The organism is Pimelobacter simplex (assembly GCF_900114845.1).
Lineage (GTDB): Bacteria > Actinomycetota > Actinomycetes > Propionibacteriales > Nocardioidaceae > Nocardioides > Nocardioides simplex.
This window is the reverse complement of the sequence record NZ_FOUK01000005.1, coordinates 255,682-272,418: the sequence shown is the minus strand read 5'-3', so window position 1 is coordinate 272,418 and position 16,737 is coordinate 255,682. Positions and strand designations below refer to the sequence as shown.

Here is a 16,737-nt window from a genome sequence, read left to right as displayed (position 1 = left end):
ACAGTGTGGACCGTGCCGGGCGCGCGCGCCCACGGGCATCGGCGAGCGCGACGCCGGGCGGCTCACGGGTCTCCCGACTCGGTGCTCGACTCACCACCCTTCCTACACTGGCGGCGTGCAGATCCTCGTCACTGGCGGAGCCGGGTTCATCGGCTCCAACTTCGTCCACCACCTCGTCCGGCACACCGACGCCACGGTGACGGTGCTCGACAAGCTGACCTACGCCGCGAGCCGCGAGGCGCTGGCCGGGCTGCCGGGCGACCGGGTCCGGCTCGTGGTCGGCGACGTCGCGGACGCCGAGGTGGTCGAGCCGCTGGTGGCCGAGCACGACGTCGTCGTCCACTACGCGGCGGAGTCGCACAACGACAACTCGCTCGACGACCCGTCACCGTTCATCCGGACCAACCTGCTGGGCACGTTCACGCTGCTCGAGGCGGTCCGCAAGGCCGACGTGCGGCTGCACCACGTCTCCACCGACGAGGTGTACGGCGACCTGGCGCTCGACGACCCGAAGAAGTTCACCGAGGACACCCCCTACACCCCGTCGTCGCCGTACTCGGCGTCGAAGGCGGGCTCGGACCACCTGGTGCGCGCATGGGTGCGCAGCTTCGGCGTGCGGGCGACGATCTCGAACTGCTCCAACAACTACGGGCCGTGGCAGCACGTCGAGAAGTTCATCCCACGCCAGATCACCGAGGTGCTCGACGGCCGCCGGCCCAAGCTCTACGGCTCCGGCGAGAACGTGCGCGACTGGATCCACACCGAGGACCACTCCTCCGCCGTGCTCACCATCCTCGAGAAGGGGCGGATCGGTGAGACCTACCTGATCGGCGCCGAGGGCGAGCGGTCGAACCTCGAGGTGGTGCGGCTGATCCTGCAGCTGATGGGCCGCGACCCCGACGACTTCGAGCACGTCACCGACCGCGCCGGGCACGACCTGCGCTACGCGATCGACGCCGGCAAGCTGCGCACCGAGCTCGGCTGGGTCCCGCAGTACGGCGACTTCGAGGCCGGGCTCGCGCAGACCGTCGCGTGGTACCGCGAGCACGAGGCGTGGTGGCGGCCGGGCAAGGACGCGACCGAGGCCGCCTACGCGGCCAAGGGGCAGTGATCCCTCCGATGGTCGAGCCTGTCGCGACCCTGGCCGTCGAGACCACGCCGATCCCGGGGCTGCTCGTCGTACGGCTGCCGGTGCACCGCGACGAGCGCGGCTGGTTCAAGGAGAACTGGCAGCGCGCGAAGATGGTGGCCCTCGGGCTGCCCGACTTCGGGCCGGTGCAGAACAACATGAGCTTCAACGCCTCCCGCGGCGCGACCCGCGGCATCCACACCGAGCCGTGGGACAAGCTCGTCTCGGTCGCCACCGGGCGGGTGTTCGCGGCGTGGGTCGACATGCGCGACGGCGCGAGCTTCGGGACGACGTACTCGGTCGAGATCGACGAGAGCGTCGCCGTCTTCGTGCCCCGCGGCGTCGGCAACTCGTACCAGGCGCTCGCCGACGGCACCGTCTACTCGTACCTGGTCAACGACCACTTCGTCGCCGGCCGCACCTACCCCGCGCTCCACCTCGCCGACCCGACGGCCGCCATCCCGTGGCCGATCCCGCTCGACTCGCCCGACGTCGAGATCTCCGCCAAGGACCGCGCGAACCCCCTGCTGCCCGACGTCACCCCCCTGGCGCCGCGGCGGACGCTGATCACCGGCGCCCGGGGCCAGCTCGGCCGGGCCCTCGCCCGGGTCTTCCCCGGCGCCACCCTGGTCGACCTCGACGAGCTCGACCTCACCGACGAGGCCGCGCTCTCCGCGTGGCCGTGGGAGGACTACGGCGTCGTCCTCAACGCCGCCGCCTACACCGCCGTCGACCGGGCCGAGGACGACGGCCGCGCCGCCGCCTGGGCCGCCAACGCCGCCGCACCCGCCGCCCTCGCCCGGATCGCCACCGCGCGCGGGCTGACCCTGGTCCACTACTCGACCGACTACGTCTTCGACGGCTCCCCCGTCCCGGGCGGGCACCGCGAGGACGAGCCCTTCGCCCCCCTCGGCGTCTACGGGCAGACCAAGGCCGCCGGCGACCTCGCCGTCGGCACCGCCCCGCGCCACTACGTCCTGCGCACGTCGTGGGTGATCGGCGAGGGCCACAACTTCGTCCGGACCATGGCCCGCCTCGCCGCCGACGGCGTCGACCCGTCCGTCGTCGACGACCAGGTCGGACGGCTCACCTTCACCCCCGAGCTCGCCCGGGCCACCGCGCACCTGCTCGACACCGGGGCGCCGTACGGGACCTACAACGTGACCAACAGCGGCGAGCCCCGCTCCTGGGCCGCCTACGCCCGCCGGGTCTTCGAGCTCACCGGCCACGACCCCGCCCGGGTGAGCACGGTCAGCACCGCCGAGTACGGCGCCGGCAAGGACCTCTCCCCCCGGCCGCTCCACAGCACGCTCGCGCTCGACAAGCTCGCCGGCACCGGCTTCGTCAGCACCGACGCCGACGCCGCACTGGTGGCGTACCTGCAGGGCTGAGGAGCGGGGTGCTGCTCAGCCGCGCGGGCTGTGGATCAGCGCCATCGCCTCGGCGCGGGTCGTCGCGTTGGACAGCATCGAGCCGCGGACCGCGGAGGTGATGGTGCGGGCGCCGGCCTTGCGGACGCCGCGCATGGTCATGCAGAGGTGCTCGGCCTCGATCACGACGATGACGCCGCGCGCGTCGAGCAGCTCCATGAGGGAGTCGGCGACCTGGGTGGTGAGCCGCTCCTGGACCTGGGGGCGCTTGGCGTAGAGGTCGACGAGGCGGGCGAGCTTGGACAGGCCCGTGATCTTGCCGGACTCGGCCGGGATGTAGCCGACGTGGGCGACGCCGGTGAACGGCACCAGGTGGTGCTCGCACATCGACCACAGCTCGATGTCGCGGACCAGGACCATCTCGTCGTGCCCGAGGTCGAACGTGGTGGTGAGCACGTCCTCGGGCGCCATCCGGAGCCCGGCGGTCAGCTCGGCGTAGGCCCGGGCCACCCGGGCCGGCGTCTCACGCAGGCCCTCGCGGTCGGGGTCCTCGCCGATGGCCGCGAGCAGCTCGCGGACGGCGGCCTCGGCGCGGTCGTGGTCGAACGGGGGGACGTCCTGCGGGCCGCGGTCCGGCACGCTGATCGGGTCGGTCACGGGTACCTCAGGTGCCGGAGGTGGGTGCCGGGGGCTGCGGGTCGGTCGGCGGTACGACGGGCGTCCCGCCGTACACGTCGCCGCCGGGACCCGGCGGGGTCAGCACCTGGCCGCCGTCGCCCGGCTCGGGGGCCGCGGAGCCGTTCTGCTCGGCCCGGCGGCGGATCTCCTCGGGGATCTCGACCGGCGGGATCGTGGACGGCACCCGGGTCGGCGACCCGGTCCAGGCGGGCCGCTCGGGGCGCAGGCGCAGCGCGGTGAAGACCTCGGCGACCTGCTCCTTGTCGAGCGTCTCCTTGTCGAGCAGCGCGAGCACGAGGGCGTCGAGCACGTCCCGGTTCTCGACGAGGATGTCGAAGGCCTCCTGGTGCGCAGCGGCGAGGAAGTTCTTCGTCTCCTCGTCGACGATCGCGGCGACGTCCTCGGAGTAGTTGCGGGAGTGGCCGATATCGCGGCCCAGGAAGGGCTCGGAGTTGGACTCGCCCAGCTTGATCGCGCCGAGCCGCTCGGTCATGCCGTACTGGGTGACCATCGCGCGGGCCAGCGAGGTGGCCTTCTCGATGTCGTTGCCGGCACCCGTGGTCGGGTCGTGGAAGATGAGCTCCTCGGCCGCCCGGCCACCCAGCATGTAGGCGAGCTTGTCGAGCATCTCGCTGCGGGTCTGGGAGTACTTGTCCTCGTCAGGCAGCACCATCGTGTAGCCCAGCGCCCGGCCGCGCGGCAGGATCGTGATCTTGTGGACCGGGTCGGTGCCCGGCAGCGCCGCCGCGACGAGGGCGTGGCCGCCCTCGTGGTAGGCGGTGATCAGCTTCTCCTTCTCGGTCATCAGGCGGGTCCGGCGCTGCGGGCCCGCGATGACGCGGTCGATCGCCTCGTCGAGCATCTCGGCCGTGATGACCTTCTGGTTGCTGCGCGCGGTGAGCAGCGCCGCCTCGTTGAGCACGTTGGCCAGGTCGGCACCGGAGAAGCCGGGCGTGCGGCGGGCGGTCGAAAGGAGGTCGACGTCCTCGCCGAGCGGCTTGCCCCGCGAGTGGACCTCGAGGATGCGCTTGCGGCCGGACAGGTCCGGCGCGTCGACCTGGATCTGCCTGTCGAAGCGGCCCGGACGCAGCAGCGCGGGGTCGAGGACGTCGGGACGGTTGGTCGCGGCGATGAGGATGACGCCGCCGCGCACGTCGAAGCCGTCCATCTCGACGAGCAGCTGGTTGAGCGTCTGCTCGCGCTCGTCGTGACCGCCGCCCATGCCGGCGCCGCGGTGCCGGCCGACGGCGTCGATCTCGTCGATGAAGACGATCGCGGGGGCGTTCTCCTTGGCCTGCTCGAACAGGTCGCGCACCCGGGAGGCGCCGACACCGACGAACATCTCGACGAAGTCGGAGCCGGAGATCGAGTAGAACGGGACGCCCGCCTCGCCGGCGACGGCGCGCGCGAGCAGGGTCTTGCCGGTGCCCGGAGGACCGTAGAGCAGCACGCCCTTGGGGATCTTGGCGCCGACGGCCTGGAACTTGGCGGGCTCCTGGAGGAACTCCTTGATCTCGCCGAGCTCCTCGATGGCCTCGTCACAGCCGGCGACGTCGGAGAACGTCGTCTTCGGCATGTCCTTGCTGATCATCTTGGCCTTGGACTTGCCGAACTGCATGACGCCCCGGCCACCGCCCTGGACGTTGTTCATCAGGAAGACGAACAGCAGGATGATCAGCGCGAACGGCAGCAGCGTGACCAGCAGCGAGCTGAGGAAGCCCGGCTTGGGGTTCTTGAAGTTGTACTTGCCGAGCTTGCCGGCGGCCTCCTGGGCCTTGACGTCGTCGATGATGCCCTGCTGGGCACCGTCGACGTAGTACGACAGCACCTTGTCGCCGGAGTCGCGCGTGCCCTTCTTCAGGGTCGCCTCGATCGACTGGTCGCCGTCGATGAAGGTGATCTCGTCGACCTTCCCCTGCGCGATGTACTTCTCCATCTGCGACGTGGGGACCTCGTCGTACCCTCCTCCGGGCGCGACGAGCTGGAGAGCGAGGACGACGGCTGCGACCGCCACCAGGATCCAGAGCCAAGGGCCCCTGAGAACTCGCTTCACGTACTTACCCGCTCCCCATTTCCACGATCAGGATCTGACGACGGTACACGCCGCCGACCCTCCCATTCTGGCCGGTCCATGGTGACCGGCTCCCGGGGCCCGCCCACGGCGGCCCCTGTGCCCAACGGCTGGGGACCCTCACGGGTTCCCGCAGCGGGCCATGCTCAGCTGTAGACCGAGGGGGCGAGGGTGCCGATGTCGCGCATGTTGCGGTAGCGCTCGCGGTAGTCGAGGCCGTAGCCGACGACGAACTCGTTGGGGATGTCCCAGCCGACGTAGCGCGCCTCGATGGGCATCTGCAGCGCCTCGGGCTTGCGCAGGAGGGTGGCGATCTCGACGCTCGCCGGGCCGCGCGAGCCCAGGTTGGAGGTCAGCCACGACAGGGTGAGGCCGGTGTCGATGATCTCGTCGACGATGAGGACGTGGCGCCCGGTGATGTCGGCGTCGAGGTCCTTGAGGATGCGCACGACGCCCGAGGACTTGGTGCCGGAGCCGTAGGACGACACCGCCATCCAGTCCATCTCGACGTGCTTGGTGAGCGACCGGGCGAGGTCGGCCATGATCATCACCGCGCCGCGCAGGACGCCGACGATGACGAGGTCCTTGCCCTCGTAGTCACGCTCGATCTCGGTCGCCATCTCGGCCACCCGGGCCTGGATCTGCTCCTCCGTGAAGAGCACCTCGACCAGGTCGTCGGCGACGTCGCTCGCATGCATGGCGTCAGCCTGCCACAGCCGTCGGGCGGAACCGGAGGTGGGCGCGGTCCCGGTAGGCGGTGAGGTGGCCCGGCAGCTGGACCTCGCCGCTGATCGCCCCCTGGGCGAGCCGGTGCAGGGCGCTGACGTGGACGTGGAAGAGCTCCGCGTCGCGCGCCCCCGCGTCGAGCGCCGCGCGGCGCAGCACCCGGGTGGCGATCGCCGGGAGGAGGTCGTCGAGTCCGGCGAGCGGGAGACCCTCGGGGCGGGCTAGACCGGCGTACGCCGCGTCGGCGAGCGCGTCGAGCGCCTCGACGTCGGCGCGGACCTGGTCGGCGGTGCGGGCGAGGGTGGCCGCGATGCCCGGCCCGAGCTCGTCCTCGAGCACCGGCAGCACCCGCTGCCGGACCCGGACCCGCGCGTAGCCCGGGTCGCTGTTGTGGGGGTCGTCCCAGAACTCGATGCCCTCGGCGAGGCAGGCGGCGACCGTGTCGGCGCGGGCGACGTCGAGCAGGGGGCGGGCGTAGTAGCGGTCGAACGCACGGCGCATCCCGGCGATGCTGCGCCCGCCGGAGCCTCGCGCCAGGCCGAGCAGCACGGTCTCGGCCTGGTCGTCACGGGTGTGCCCGAGCAGGACGGCGTCGGCGCCGAAGTGCTCGCGCAGCTGCTCGAGGACGGCGTACCGGGCGCGCCGGGCGGCCGCCTCGACGCCCAGCCCGGCCGGGTCGACCTGGACCCGCGCGGACGCCGTCTCGTCGGCGCCGAGCGCCGCCATCTGCGCGACGACGTGGGCGGCGTGCTCGGCGGAGCCCTCCTGGAGGCCGTGGTCGACGGTCGCGCCGATCACCCGGAGGCCGGCCTTGTGCCCCTCGAAGACCGCCGCGCTGAGCAGGGCCAGCGAGTCGGCGCCGCCGGAGCACGCCACCAGGACGACGCCGCCCGGCTCGAGCGGCGCGAGCACGGCGCGCACGCCTCCGCGGACCGCGGCGATCGCGGGATGCAGTCCCATGCTCAGGCGAGGACGCGCTCGACCCAGCCCTCGGGGTCGCTCAGCTCGGCCTTGGAGGGCAGGTTCTGCGGACCGGCCCAGACGGCGTTGAACTCCTCCATGCCGACCCGGTCGACGACCGCGCGGACGAACTTCGCGCCGTCGCGGTACTGGGCCATCTTGGCGTCCAGGCCGAGCAGCCGGCGCAGGATCCGGTCGAGCCCGCCGACGCCCTGGCGGCGCCGGGTGAACTTCTTGCGGATCGCGCCCACGCTCGGGATGACGGTGGGGCCCACGTCGTCCATCACGACGTCGGCATGGCCCTCGAGCAGCGACATCATCCCGGTGACCCGGTCGATGACCGCGCGCTGCTCGGGCGTGCTGAACATCTCGACGATGCTGCCGCCGTTGCGGCCGGCCCTGATCGCCTCGCTGATCCGCTCGACGCCGCCCTCGAGCAGGCTGGCCGGCTCGACGGTCTCGCTGATCGCGCGGATCTCGGAGAACAGGTGCTCGCGCATCCACGGGACCGCCGTGAACTGCACCCGGTGGGTCTCCTCGTGGAGGCACACCCAGAGCCGGAAGTCGTGGGGGTCGACGCCGAGCTCGCGCTCGACGTGGACGATATTGGGCGCGACCAGGAGCAGCCGCCCGTACGGCTCGTAGAAGGGGTCGAACTGGCCCAGCACCTTGCCGGCCAGGAAGCCGAGCAGGCCGCCGACCTCGGCGCCCGTCACCTTCGCCCCGAACCGCTGGCCCAGGCCGGACGGCGGCTTGGCCGACACGATCTTCTCGACCATCGGCCCGGTCGCCAGCGCGAACGCCTCGGCGTTGGCCTGCACCCACCCCGGACGGTCGACCACCAGGATCGGCGCCGTCCCGTCGGGCGCGTCGAGCCCGGTGAACTCGCGGACCAGCCCGGTCGACCGGTTCGCCCCGGCGCGCAGCTCGGCGACGGCGTCGGCGGCCTCGGTCCGGGTCACCACGGGGCCCTCGCCCGCCAGGCGGGAGCCCAGGGACACCGCGAGATCCCAGTCGATCATCTGCGGGAGCTCGGTCGCGGGTCCGGTCATGGACCCAGCGTAGGACGTGACCGCAACGGGGGCGCCGTGCCGAGCCGGCTCAGCAGGCGCAGGCCCCCAGCGCCGCGGCGGCGTTGTCCATCGCCACCCGCGCGAGCATCGACTTGGGCTTCTTGACCCGGTCGGCCATCAGCGCGAACGCCATCAGGTGGCCGTCCCGGTCGACGGCGATGCCGGCGAGGGAGGTGACGCCGGTGAGGGTGCCGGTCTTGGCCCGGACCCGGCCCCGGCCGGCGTCGGGGCCGAGGTCCATCCGGTTGGCGAGCGAGCCGGTGTAGCCGGCGACCGGCAGGGCGGCGAGGAGGGCGCGGAGCTGGGGGTGGTCCGCGGAGGCGGCGAGCCGCAGCACGTCGACGAGGACGACGGGCGAGAGGCGGTTGTCGCGGGAGAGTCCGCTGCCGTCGTGCAGGACTGAGCCCCGCATCGCGATGCCGTTGGCCGACAGCACCCGGGTGACGGCGCGCTGGCCGGCGGCGAACGAGCCCTCGCCCTGGTCGGCGACGCCGGCCTGGCGGAGCAGGATCTCGGCGGCGGCGTTGTCGCTGACCTCGATCAGGCGCTGGACGATCTGGGCGACGGTCGGGCTGGTGACCGCGCCGACCGGGGTGGCCGCGGCGGGCGCCCGGGTGCGGGTGGTGGCGCCGGTGACGGTGATGCCGCGGGCGGCGAGCGCGTCGCGGAAGACGCGGGCGGCCTCGGCGGAGGGGTCCGCGACCGGACCCTGGCCCGGCAGCGGGCGGCCCTCGTCGACCCAGAGGGCGCTGACCGGGTTGATCTCCTCGGGGACGTAGTCCGGGCGCCACGTGGGGTGCAGCGCGGGTCCCGAGAACAGGCTGTCGTCGTAGCCGAGCGCGACCTGGCGGACGCCGTCGGCCTTGAGCGCGCGGGCGGTGCGCTGGGCGAGCGTGCGGACGTCGGCACGCACCGGCTGGTAGGTCGCCGCGGCGGTCGGCGGCTCCGGCGCGCGGGCCAGGAACGGGTCGCCGCCGCCGACGAGGACCAGGCGGGGCGTCGTCCCGGCCGACCGGTCGAGCACGGTGGTCGTCGAGAACACCCGGTCGGGGCCGAGCAGGAAGAGCGCGGCGGCGGAGGTGACGATCTTGGTCGTCGAGGCGGGGATGGCGACCGCGGGGCCCTCGGCGATCCGGTACGAGAGACCGGTCCCGTCGAGGGGCCCGACCGCGGCGATCACGTGCTTGCCGAGGTCGCGGTCGCCCAGGGGCGCGAGCGCCTTGCGGAGCTCGGCCCGCTTGAGCGCGGCGGTGCCGTCGGCGGCGGGCGCGAGCACGCCCGGGACGGCGACCGGGGCGACGTCCACCTCGGGGGGCGGGGCGACGGCGGCGGGGTCGGCGGGCGGCCCGGCGGCGTCGGCACGGAGGTCGTGCCACCACTCCTCGGCCCAGCCCGTCCGCCAGGCCACGCCACCGCCGGCGAGCAGTGCCACGACCAGGATGCCGACGAGCACCCGGAGGGTACGCCGGCCACCCGGCTCCCGGTCCGACTTGGCCACGGTTCTCCTCCCCGACTGCGCGTTCGAGGACATTGTGCGTGACAATGTCCCGAACATCGGCGTCGGGAAGGCCGCGAGCCTGCGCCACACCCCGCGCCGGACCCGATCCGGGCCGACGATTGTGGAGGAAGCCAGTGCTGGAGTTCGACGTCCTCGTGGAGATCCCCAAGGGGAGCCGCAACAAGTACGAGGTCGACCACGAGTCCGGGCGCATGCGCCTCGACCGCTTCCTCTTCACCTCGACGATGTACCCCGCCGACTACGGCTACATCGAGGACACGCTCGGCCAGGACGGCGACCCGCTCGACGCGCTGGTGCTCCTCCAGGAGCCCACGTTCCCCGGCTGCCTCATCAAGTGCCGCGCGATCGGCATGTTCCGGATGACCGACGAGGCCGGCGGCGACGACAAGGTCCTGTGCGTCCCGGCGGGCGACCCGCGCATGGAGCACCTGCGCGACATCAACCACGTCCCGAACTTCGACCGCCTCGAGATCCAGCACTTCTTCGAGGTCTACAAGGACCTCGAGCCCGGCAAGTCCGTCGAGGGCGCCGACTGGGTCGGCCGTACCGAGGCCGAGGCCGAGATCAACGCCTCGTTCGAGCGCTTCAAGACCACCGGCCACTGATCATGTAACTACGTGTTACGTCGCGAATTCCGGTGTCCCAGCGCCCGGGTAGTAGACCGAACACGTAGTTACATGAGCTTCGGCGCCAAGAGCACCGACAGCCCCGCGGCGATCGCCGCGGGGCTGTCGTCGTACTCGGGCGGCATCGTCACGTAGCTGAGCGCGAGCCGGGCCAGTGCCCGCGCGAGGGTCCGGACGGCGTCCGGGTCGGCCGCCGGCCAGGCCGTCCGCGCCGCGGCCTCGAGCCGCTCGGCGACCCGGACCAGCAGCGGGCCGGCGTCCACGGTGACGATCCGGACCAGGTCGTGGTGGGCGTCGCCGGTCCGGACCCGCTGGATGAGCGGGTCCTCGGCGGCGATCTCGAGGTAGTGCCGCAGCCCCTCCCGGAGCCCGGTGCGCGGGTCGTCCGGGTGCTCGGCGAGCGTCGCGGCGATGACGGCGCAGAGCGCGTCGGCGAGGTCGACGGTGTAGGCCTGGGCGAGCCCGTAGCGCGACCCGAAGGAGTTGTAGAGCGTCTGCCGGCTCACCCCGGCGTCGCGGGCGACGGCCTCGAGCGTCACCTCGCCCCAGGGGTGCTCCAGCAGGAGGGAGCGCAGCGCCGCGAAGACGGCCGTCCGACGCTCCGCGGCCGCGCTCACGTCCGCTTGACCCCGCGGAAGTAGGCGATCGCGCCGCTGCGGTCGAGCACCAGGTCGGCGATCCCCTCGGCCGCGCACCACGCCTCGAGGTCGCGGCCGGTGCAGCCGGGGCCGAGCAGGCCGGCGACGCGGCCGACCTGGCGCAGCGGCTCGAAGCGCAGCCCGGTGTCGTTGAGGAGCGCGCTGCCGGTCAGGACGCCGCCCGGCTTCAGCACCCGCGCCATCTCGACGACGGCGCGACCGGGATCGGGGAAGCAGTGCAGGCCGGTGAACGAGACGACGAGGTCGAACGAGGCGTCGTCGAACGGCAGGGCGCCGACGTCGGCGACGCGGGGCACCACCTGGTCGGCGAGCCCGCGCTCCTCGGCGACCCGCATCGTGCGGTCGAGCATGGTCTGCGCGATGTCGGCGGCGACGTACTCGACGCCCTGGCCGGGGCGCAGGCCGCGCAGCGCGACCCCGCCACCGCAGGGGATGTCGAGGACCCGGTTGCCCGCGGGCTGCCGGCCGATCTCGTCGGCCGCGCGGTAGAGGCGGCCGAGGTCGCTGTTGATGCCGAGCCGCCAGATCGCACCGCCGGCCCGGGGGTGCTCGACGGTCCAGTCGTAGAACGACGCCCAGAGCGGGTCGTCGCTCCAGCCGCCGAGGCCGGGCACGCGGGAGAACGCGGCGCGGATCATGCCTGTCCTCCGACGAGCGCCGGGGCGCGCAGCAGCGCGTCCGGGACGGCGAACCCGTCGACGAGCTCGCGGGCGACCGGGCGCAGCCGGCGGCACAGGTCGCCGACCTCGCGGGTGATCGCCTTGGACCGCTGCACGCCGAGCCGCCCGTGCTCGATGAACCAGGCGGCGTCCGCCTCGATCTCGCTGAGTGCGTAGAGGTCGCACACGGCGTTGAGCGTCGCCTTGACCTCGCCGTCGTCGAGCGCCTCGACCTGGTCGACGAACGCCTCGAGGACGAGCCGCTCGACGTGCGCGCGGGCCGCGGCGATGACGTGGTCCTGGACCCGGGAGAACACCTCGCCGGCGTTCATCCCGGCGTCCACGCCGCTCTTGAGGCGACGGGCGACGCCACCGATCCGGTGCTCCTCGCGGAACCGGAACATCGCCAGGTGGTAGCTCGGGTCGCGCAGGCCGCTGTCGGTGTCCCAGCTGTCGCCGCCGCCCGGGAGGACGTCGCGGATCTGCTCCAGGAGCTGGTGCGCCCGGCTCCGCTCCAGCACGGTGTCGACCGCGAGACCCGCCACGAAGCGGACCATCCCGAGCTGGTCGAGGTCGGAGAAGTCGCTCGCGTAGTCGGTGAGCAGGCCCTTGCCGACGAGCTGCAGGAGCACGTGGTTGTCGCCCTCGAACGTCGTGAAGACGTCGGTGTCGGCCTTGAGCGCGGCGAACCTGTTGACCGCGAGGTAGCCCGCTCCCCCACACGCCTCGCGGCACTCCTGGATCACGTCGGTCGCCAGCCAGGTGGCCAGCGCCTTGGTGCCCGCGGCCCGCGACTCGAGCAGCCGGCGGGACTCCTCGTCGGTCGTGATCCCGGAGAAGACGTCGTGCAGCCGCGAGGCCAGGACCTGCTGGGCGAAGTGGAGCGCGTAGGTCCGGGCGACCCGCGGCAGCAGCCGGCGCTGGTGCAGGCCGTAGTCGAGGAGCAGCTGCTCCTCCCCCTCGTCGCCCGTCCCGGTCTCGAACTGGCGGCGCTGCAGGGCGTAGCGGACCGCGATCGTCAGCGCGACCTTCGCCGCGCTGACGCCGGCCGCGCCGACCGAGACCCGGCCCTGGACGAGCGTCCCGAGCATGGTGAAGAAGCGCCGCCCCGGGCTCTCGATGTCGCTGACGTAGGTGCCGTCCTCGGTGACGTCGGCGAAGCGGTTGAGCAGCGCCTCGCGCGGCACCCGGACGCCGTCGAACCAGATCCGGCCGTTGTCGACGCCGTTGAGGCCCATCTTGGCGCCGTCGTCGCCGATCCGGACGCCGGGCAGCGGTGCGCCCGCCTCGTCGCGCAGCGGGACGACGAGCGCGTGGACGCCGTGCCGCTCGCCACCCACCTCGAGCTGGGCGAACACCACCGCGACCCGCGCGTGCGCGGCTGCATTGCCGATGTAGTCCTTGCCGGCGTCCTCGGTCGGCGTGGTGACCACGAACTCCGCGGTCGCCGGGTCGTAGGTCGCGACCGTGCCGAGCGCTTGGACGTTGCTGCCGTGCCCGGTCTCGGTCATCGCGAAGCAGCCGAGCAGCCGGCCGCTGACCACGTCGGCCAGGTAGGCGTCGTGGTGGCGCTGCGTGCCGAGCTGGAGCAGCGCGCCGCCGAAGAGGCCGAACTGGACCCCGACCTTGACGAGGACCGACAGGTCGCCGTACGCGAGGGTCTCGAAGGCGGCGATCGAGGCGCCGATGTCACCCCCGCCGCCGTACTCCTCGGGGAAGCCCATCGCCGCGGAGCCGGTGCCCGCGATCTCGAGCACGACCTCCTTGACCCGCTCGCGGAAGTCGGCGCGCGACATCTCCTCGGCGTCCTCGAGCACCGACGCGTACGCCGGCAGCAGCGTCCGGACGGTGCGGCGGATCTCGGCGTAGTGCCCGTCGAGCACCTCGGTCAGGGCGGCGACGTCGACCGCCAGCGCAGGGGGCTCGGTCGTCGTGGAGTCCTCGGCCATGGGCCGAACCTAGTGGACGATCAAGGCCGGGCGTAGAAGTCGGGGGTGCGCCAGTAGTACATCGACTCCTCGGTCACCGGGCGGCCGGTGCGCGGGGCGTGGATGATCTTGCCGTTCCCGGCGTAGAGCGCGACGTGGAAGATCGACGACGGGCTGCCGCTGTCGCCCCAGAACACGAGGTCGCCGGGACGCAGGTCGCCAGGGCTGATCGGCGTCGACTGCTCGTACTGGGCGACCGAGTAGTGCGGCAGGCTCTTGCCGCCGGCGGCCCACGCCTTGGACGTGAGGCCGGAGCAGTCCCAGCTGTCCGGGCCGGCGGCGCCCCACACGTAGCGCTCGCCGAGCTGGGCGCGGGCGAAGGCGATGGCGGACTGGGCGCCGTTGCCGGGGGCGGGCGGGGCCGGATCCGGGTCGGGCTTCGGGTCGGCGGGCTTCGGGTCGGCGGGCTTCGGGTCGGCGGCGGCCACGGGGTCCGGGCCGGGCGTGGGCTGCGGCTTCGCGGCGGCGGCGCGGGCCTGCTCGCGCTCGGCCTCCAGCGCGTCCTGCCGGGTCCGGGCCAGCCGGACGCTGACGCCCTGGAGCCGGGCCAGCCTGCGCACCAGCCGGTCCTTGCGGTCCTCGATCCGCGCGCTCTGCGCGGCGGCGGCCGCGGCCGCGGCATCGGCGGCGTCGCGCGCCGCCCGGGCCTCGGCCAGCGCGGTGCCGGCCTTCTCGGCGGTGTCGGCCGCAGCCGCCTCGGCCTTCTCGGCGGTGTCGGCCGCGGCGACGTACTCGTCACGGCGCTGGTCGAACCGGGCCTGCACGTAGTCGGTCGCCGCCGAGCGCTCCAGCAGCGACTCCATGCCGTCGGCGGAGATGAACGCGTCGACGGCGTTGACCTCGAGGCCCGCGCTGTTCGCGATGATCACCGCGTCGCGGTACTGCCCCTCCTGGACGACGAGCGCCCGGTCGGCCGCCACCGACGCCGTCGCCGCCTCCCGGGCCGCGATCCGCGCCTGCTGCGCCGTCCACCGGGCCCCGTTCCACGCCTCCGCGGCCCGCGCCGCACGGACGGCGGCCGCGTCGAGCGAGGCGTTCGCGGCGTCCAGCTGCTCCTGGATCCGCCCGACCGCCCCCTTCGCGGCGGTGGCGCGCCCCTCGGCGGCCCGGACCTCACCCACCGACGGCGTCGCGGGGGTCGCGGGCGTCGTCGGGTCGGTGCCGGGATCGGCCTGGGCGGACGGGAGACAGATCCCCACGGTCAGCACGAGGGCGAGGGCTCCGGTCCCGAGGCTTGGTGAACGCACTCGCGTCACCGTAGTGCTCTTTCGTCACATTGGAAACAAAAATCTCAGAAATCTCACGCGTTACCGGCGTGTCGCCTTGACGAACTACACCGTTGTAATTTGCGCGAGACCCTCTGGAGCGGATCCGGCATGCTCTGGCCGTCGACGTCTCCGTGCTCCTGCGAGGCACGCCCGAGGCGCCCCGGGACCGCGGGCGACGACGACGATCCCGCCGTCCTCGCGGCGCTCGAGGCCGGCCTCGGCGGCTACGGGATCTGGCCGGGCCACCCCCTGTGGGGCACGAGCGCGAGCGCCAGAGGGGCCGCAGCTCGTCTTCCGCCGGAAGGCGAGGACGGTCCGGGTCCGGATCGTCAGCGAGCTGTCCGATCTGGACGTCTTCGGTCGGGCGGATCGACTGGCCGAGCGTCCGGGCCCACCTCGTCGCTCGCCTCGACGACCTGCCGAGCTCGGCCGAGGCGCTCGCCGCCGTCGAGGCCGACCTGCGGGAGAGGCAGCGCGCGCGGTGGCTGGCGATGTCTCCCTGGGAGCTGCTCGACGTCGACTGGACGCGCTACGCACCCGCGGCGCGCGCCCTGCTCGACGACCCTTCTTCTGGGATCCGGCCGACGACGAGGCGCCGCACGGCAACGACGAGGGAGCGGACCTGCTCACCGACTACCTCGCCCGGCGCCCGGACGACGCGGTGGCGTTCCTCGCCGCCCAGGCGCGGGCGTGCGGGTACGAGACCCTCGACGAGGCGGCCGCGGACGACGAGCACCTCCACGACGCGCTCGTGCTCGGCACCGCCTTCGCCGAGATCAAGGTGACCGGGCAGCTCACCGCGACCCTGCGCGACCTGGCGCTCGACGTGCTGGCCCGCCGCGCCGGGAACGAGCCGACGGAGGCCGACAGCCTGCTCGGGACGGCGCTGCGCGCCGCCCCGCGAGCCCCCTAGCGCCGGCTCAGTCGGCCTCGACCGGCACCTTCGACGTCGTCGTGGTCGGATGCGAGTGCAGATGTCGGTCGAACTTCTGCCCGCTGGCGATGCCCCCGACGTAGAACGACACGACCGCGATCGCGACGCCGGCCAGGTCGTCGGCGACGTAGTGCCAGCCGAAGTAGAGGGTGGCGACGACGGTGAGGCCGAAGTTGACCCAGAAGACGATCTTGAGGATCTTCGAGCGCAGCGTGTACTGCACCATCAGCGCGAACAGCAGCGTGATGGCGGTGTGCAGGCTGGCGAAGCCGGCGATGGAGTTCACCGACTCGGTGACCCCGCCGTAGAGGACGTTGCCCCTGGCTCTGACGATCGAGTTCATCAGGTCGGTGGTGCCGGTGTGGGCGAGGCCGCCGACGCCGTAGTACTCCGAGGAGTAGGCGATGCCGGGGCCGAGGGTCGGCAGCAGGTAGTACGACAGGGTGCCGAGCGACCAGGCCAGGCACTGCGAGGTGACGAACCAGTAGCCGAACGACATGTTGCGCGACCAGACCAGCCACGCGGTCACGGCGAGCGGGACGAGCGGCAGGAACATCAGGTAGATCGGCGAGAGGATCTCGGCGGTGAAGGTCTTGCCGAGCAGGCCGTGCAGCACGTCGCTGGGGTCGTGGCCGAAGAAGATGACCTTGTCCATGATGTGCAGCTCGCGGTCGTACGACAGCGCCTTGACCTCGCCGGGGGCGGCGTTCGGGTCGGAGCGGACGAACGGCAGGAACGACTTGAGGTTCCGGTAGCTGACGTAGGTCAGGTAGAACGCGATGACGCCGATGCCGACGAGGGTGGCGCGCTCCTTGGTCCAGTGGGTGCGCAGCCGGTGCTTGACGATCGGGATCACCCGGCTCGGCCGGGCGCGCGCCTTCCACAGCGTCAGCGGCAGCAGGTCGAGCAGGAGTGCGCCGAACAGCAGCAGCGGGAGCCGGATGTAGGACGGTCCGAGGAAGCTTCCCTCCGGGTCGAGCAGCCGTCGGTCGAGGCTGATCGCGGCGAACAGCGCCAGGCCCAGCATGAGCGCGGCCGTGCCGATGAGGAGGCTGTAGGCGCGGCGATACACCCGAC

The 16,737-nt window shown here is 72.9% G+C and carries 15 protein-coding genes; 4 read left to right on the top strand and 11 right to left on the bottom strand.

Annotated features, from left to right (window positions below; all coding sequences use genetic code 11):
- The first annotated feature begins 121 nt into the window (after window positions 1-121).
- Window positions 122-1,111 (top strand): dTDP-glucose 4,6-dehydratase, encoded by a 990-nt coding sequence (gene rfbB, locus BM223_RS21430; protein WP_425319924.1) that lies wholly within the window; start codon window positions 122-124, stop codon window positions 1,109-1,111.
- 8 nt (window positions 1,112-1,119) lie between these two features.
- On the top strand, window positions 1,120-2,520 hold the full coding sequence (locus BM223_RS21425) for a sugar nucleotide-binding protein (RefSeq protein WP_038683362.1): 1,401 nt from the start codon (window positions 1,120-1,122) through the stop codon (window positions 2,518-2,520).
- Window positions 2,521-2,535: 15 nt separating this feature from the next.
- On the opposite strand, the gene folE is transcribed toward BM223_RS21425, so the two are convergent.
- From folE to dacB, 6 genes are all read right to left on the bottom strand, one after another.
- Window positions 2,536-3,156 (bottom strand): GTP cyclohydrolase I FolE, encoded by a 621-nt coding sequence (gene folE / locus BM223_RS21420; RefSeq protein WP_038676602.1) that lies wholly within the window; start codon window positions 3,154-3,156, stop codon window positions 2,536-2,538.
- 7 nt (window positions 3,157-3,163) lie between these two features.
- Window positions 3,164-5,230, bottom strand: a complete 2,067-nt coding sequence (gene ftsH / locus BM223_RS21415; protein ID WP_038676600.1) for an ATP-dependent zinc metalloprotease FtsH — start codon at window positions 5,228-5,230, stop codon at window positions 3,164-3,166.
- Window positions 5,231-5,394: 164 nt separating this feature from the next.
- Window positions 5,395-5,946 carry a hypoxanthine phosphoribosyltransferase gene (gene hpt, locus BM223_RS21410; protein WP_038676598.1) on the bottom strand — a complete coding sequence of 184 codons (552 nt, stop codon included), beginning with the start codon at window positions 5,944-5,946 and terminating at the stop codon, window positions 5,395-5,397.
- A gap of 4 nt (window positions 5,947-5,950) precedes the next feature.
- Window positions 5,951-6,934: a tRNA lysidine(34) synthetase TilS gene (gene tilS / locus BM223_RS21405; protein ID WP_038676597.1), complete on the bottom strand. Its 984-nt coding sequence runs from the start codon at window positions 6,932-6,934 to the stop codon at window positions 5,951-5,953.
- A gap of 2 nt (window positions 6,935-6,936) precedes the next feature.
- Complete coding sequence (locus BM223_RS21400) at window positions 6,937-7,986, bottom strand: zinc-dependent metalloprotease (RefSeq protein WP_235319105.1); 1,050 nt, start codon at window positions 7,984-7,986, stop codon at window positions 6,937-6,939.
- Window positions 7,987-8,035: 49 nt separating this feature from the next.
- Window positions 8,036-9,505 carry a D-alanyl-D-alanine carboxypeptidase/D-alanyl-D-alanine endopeptidase gene (dacB, locus tag BM223_RS21395; RefSeq protein WP_052138191.1) on the bottom strand — a complete coding sequence of 490 codons (1,470 nt, stop codon included), beginning with the start codon at window positions 9,503-9,505 and terminating at the stop codon, window positions 8,036-8,038.
- A gap of 137 nt (window positions 9,506-9,642) precedes the next feature.
- On the opposite strand from dacB, the gene BM223_RS21390 reads away from it, so the two are divergent.
- Window positions 9,643-10,131, top strand: coding sequence for an inorganic diphosphatase (locus BM223_RS21390; protein ID WP_038683356.1), 489 nt, complete (start codon window positions 9,643-9,645; stop codon window positions 10,129-10,131).
- 68 nt (window positions 10,132-10,199) lie between these two features.
- Here BM223_RS21390 and BM223_RS21385 read toward each other — a convergent pair whose 3' ends face one another.
- The 4 genes from BM223_RS21385 to BM223_RS29900 are packed head-to-tail and all read right to left on the bottom strand — an operon-like array spanning window position 10,200 to window position 14,705.
- Window positions 10,200-10,769 carry a TetR/AcrR family transcriptional regulator gene (locus BM223_RS21385; protein WP_052138190.1) on the bottom strand — a complete coding sequence of 190 codons (570 nt, stop codon included), beginning with the start codon at window positions 10,767-10,769 and terminating at the stop codon, window positions 10,200-10,202.
- On the bottom strand, window positions 10,766-11,449 hold the full coding sequence (locus BM223_RS21380) for a class I SAM-dependent methyltransferase (RefSeq protein WP_052138189.1): 684 nt from the start codon (window positions 11,447-11,449) through the stop codon (window positions 10,766-10,768). Before BM223_RS21380 ends, BM223_RS21385 begins: the two co-directional genes overlap by 4 nt.
- Window positions 11,446-13,419, bottom strand: coding sequence for an acyl-CoA dehydrogenase family protein (locus tag BM223_RS21375; RefSeq protein WP_038676593.1), 1,974 nt, complete (start codon window positions 13,417-13,419; stop codon window positions 11,446-11,448). Before BM223_RS21375 ends, BM223_RS21380 begins: the two co-directional genes overlap by 4 nt.
- Window positions 13,420-13,439: 20 nt before the next feature.
- Window positions 13,440-14,705: a C40 family peptidase gene (locus tag BM223_RS29900; RefSeq protein WP_141267161.1), complete on the bottom strand. Its 1,266-nt coding sequence runs from the start codon at window positions 14,703-14,705 to the stop codon at window positions 13,440-13,442.
- Between the two features lie 502 nt (window positions 14,706-15,207).
- On the opposite strand from BM223_RS29900, the gene BM223_RS28630 reads away from it, so the two are divergent.
- Window positions 15,208-15,639 (top strand): hypothetical protein, encoded by a 432-nt coding sequence (locus BM223_RS28630; protein WP_141267162.1) that lies wholly within the window; start codon window positions 15,208-15,210, stop codon window positions 15,637-15,639.
- Window positions 15,640-15,646: 7 nt separating this feature from the next.
- Here the strand turns inward: BM223_RS28630 and BM223_RS21360 are convergent, their stop codons facing one another.
- The gene (locus BM223_RS21360) at window positions 15,647-16,732 is read right to left on the bottom strand and encodes a phosphatase PAP2 family protein (RefSeq protein ID WP_038676588.1); all 1,086 of its coding nucleotides are present in this window, start codon (window positions 16,730-16,732) and stop codon (window positions 15,647-15,649) included.
- Window positions 16,733-16,737: the final 5 nt, after the last annotated feature.

Bases quoted from the DNA above. Each gene is read 5' to 3' on its own strand.
- BM223_RS21425 (WP_038683362.1), top strand. From the start codon at position 1,120: ATGGTCGAGCCTGTCGCGACCCTGGCCGTCGAGACCACGCCGATCCCG.
- hpt (WP_038676598.1), bottom strand. From the start codon at position 5,946: ATGCATGCGAGCGACGTCGCCGACGACCTGGTCGAGGTGCTCTTCACG.
- tilS (WP_038676597.1), bottom strand. From the start codon at position 6,934: ATGGGACTGCATCCCGCGATCGCCGCGGTCCGCGGAGGCGTGCGCGCC.
- BM223_RS21400 (WP_235319105.1), bottom strand. From the start codon at position 7,986: ATGACCGGACCCGCGACCGAGCTCCCGCAGATGATCGACTGGGATCTC.
- BM223_RS21380 (WP_052138189.1), bottom strand. From the start codon at position 11,449: ATGATCCGCGCCGCGTTCTCCCGCGTGCCCGGCCTCGGCGGCTGGAGC.
- BM223_RS21375 (WP_038676593.1), bottom strand. From the start codon at position 13,419: ATGGCCGAGGACTCCACGACGACCGAGCCCCCTGCGCTGGCGGTCGAC.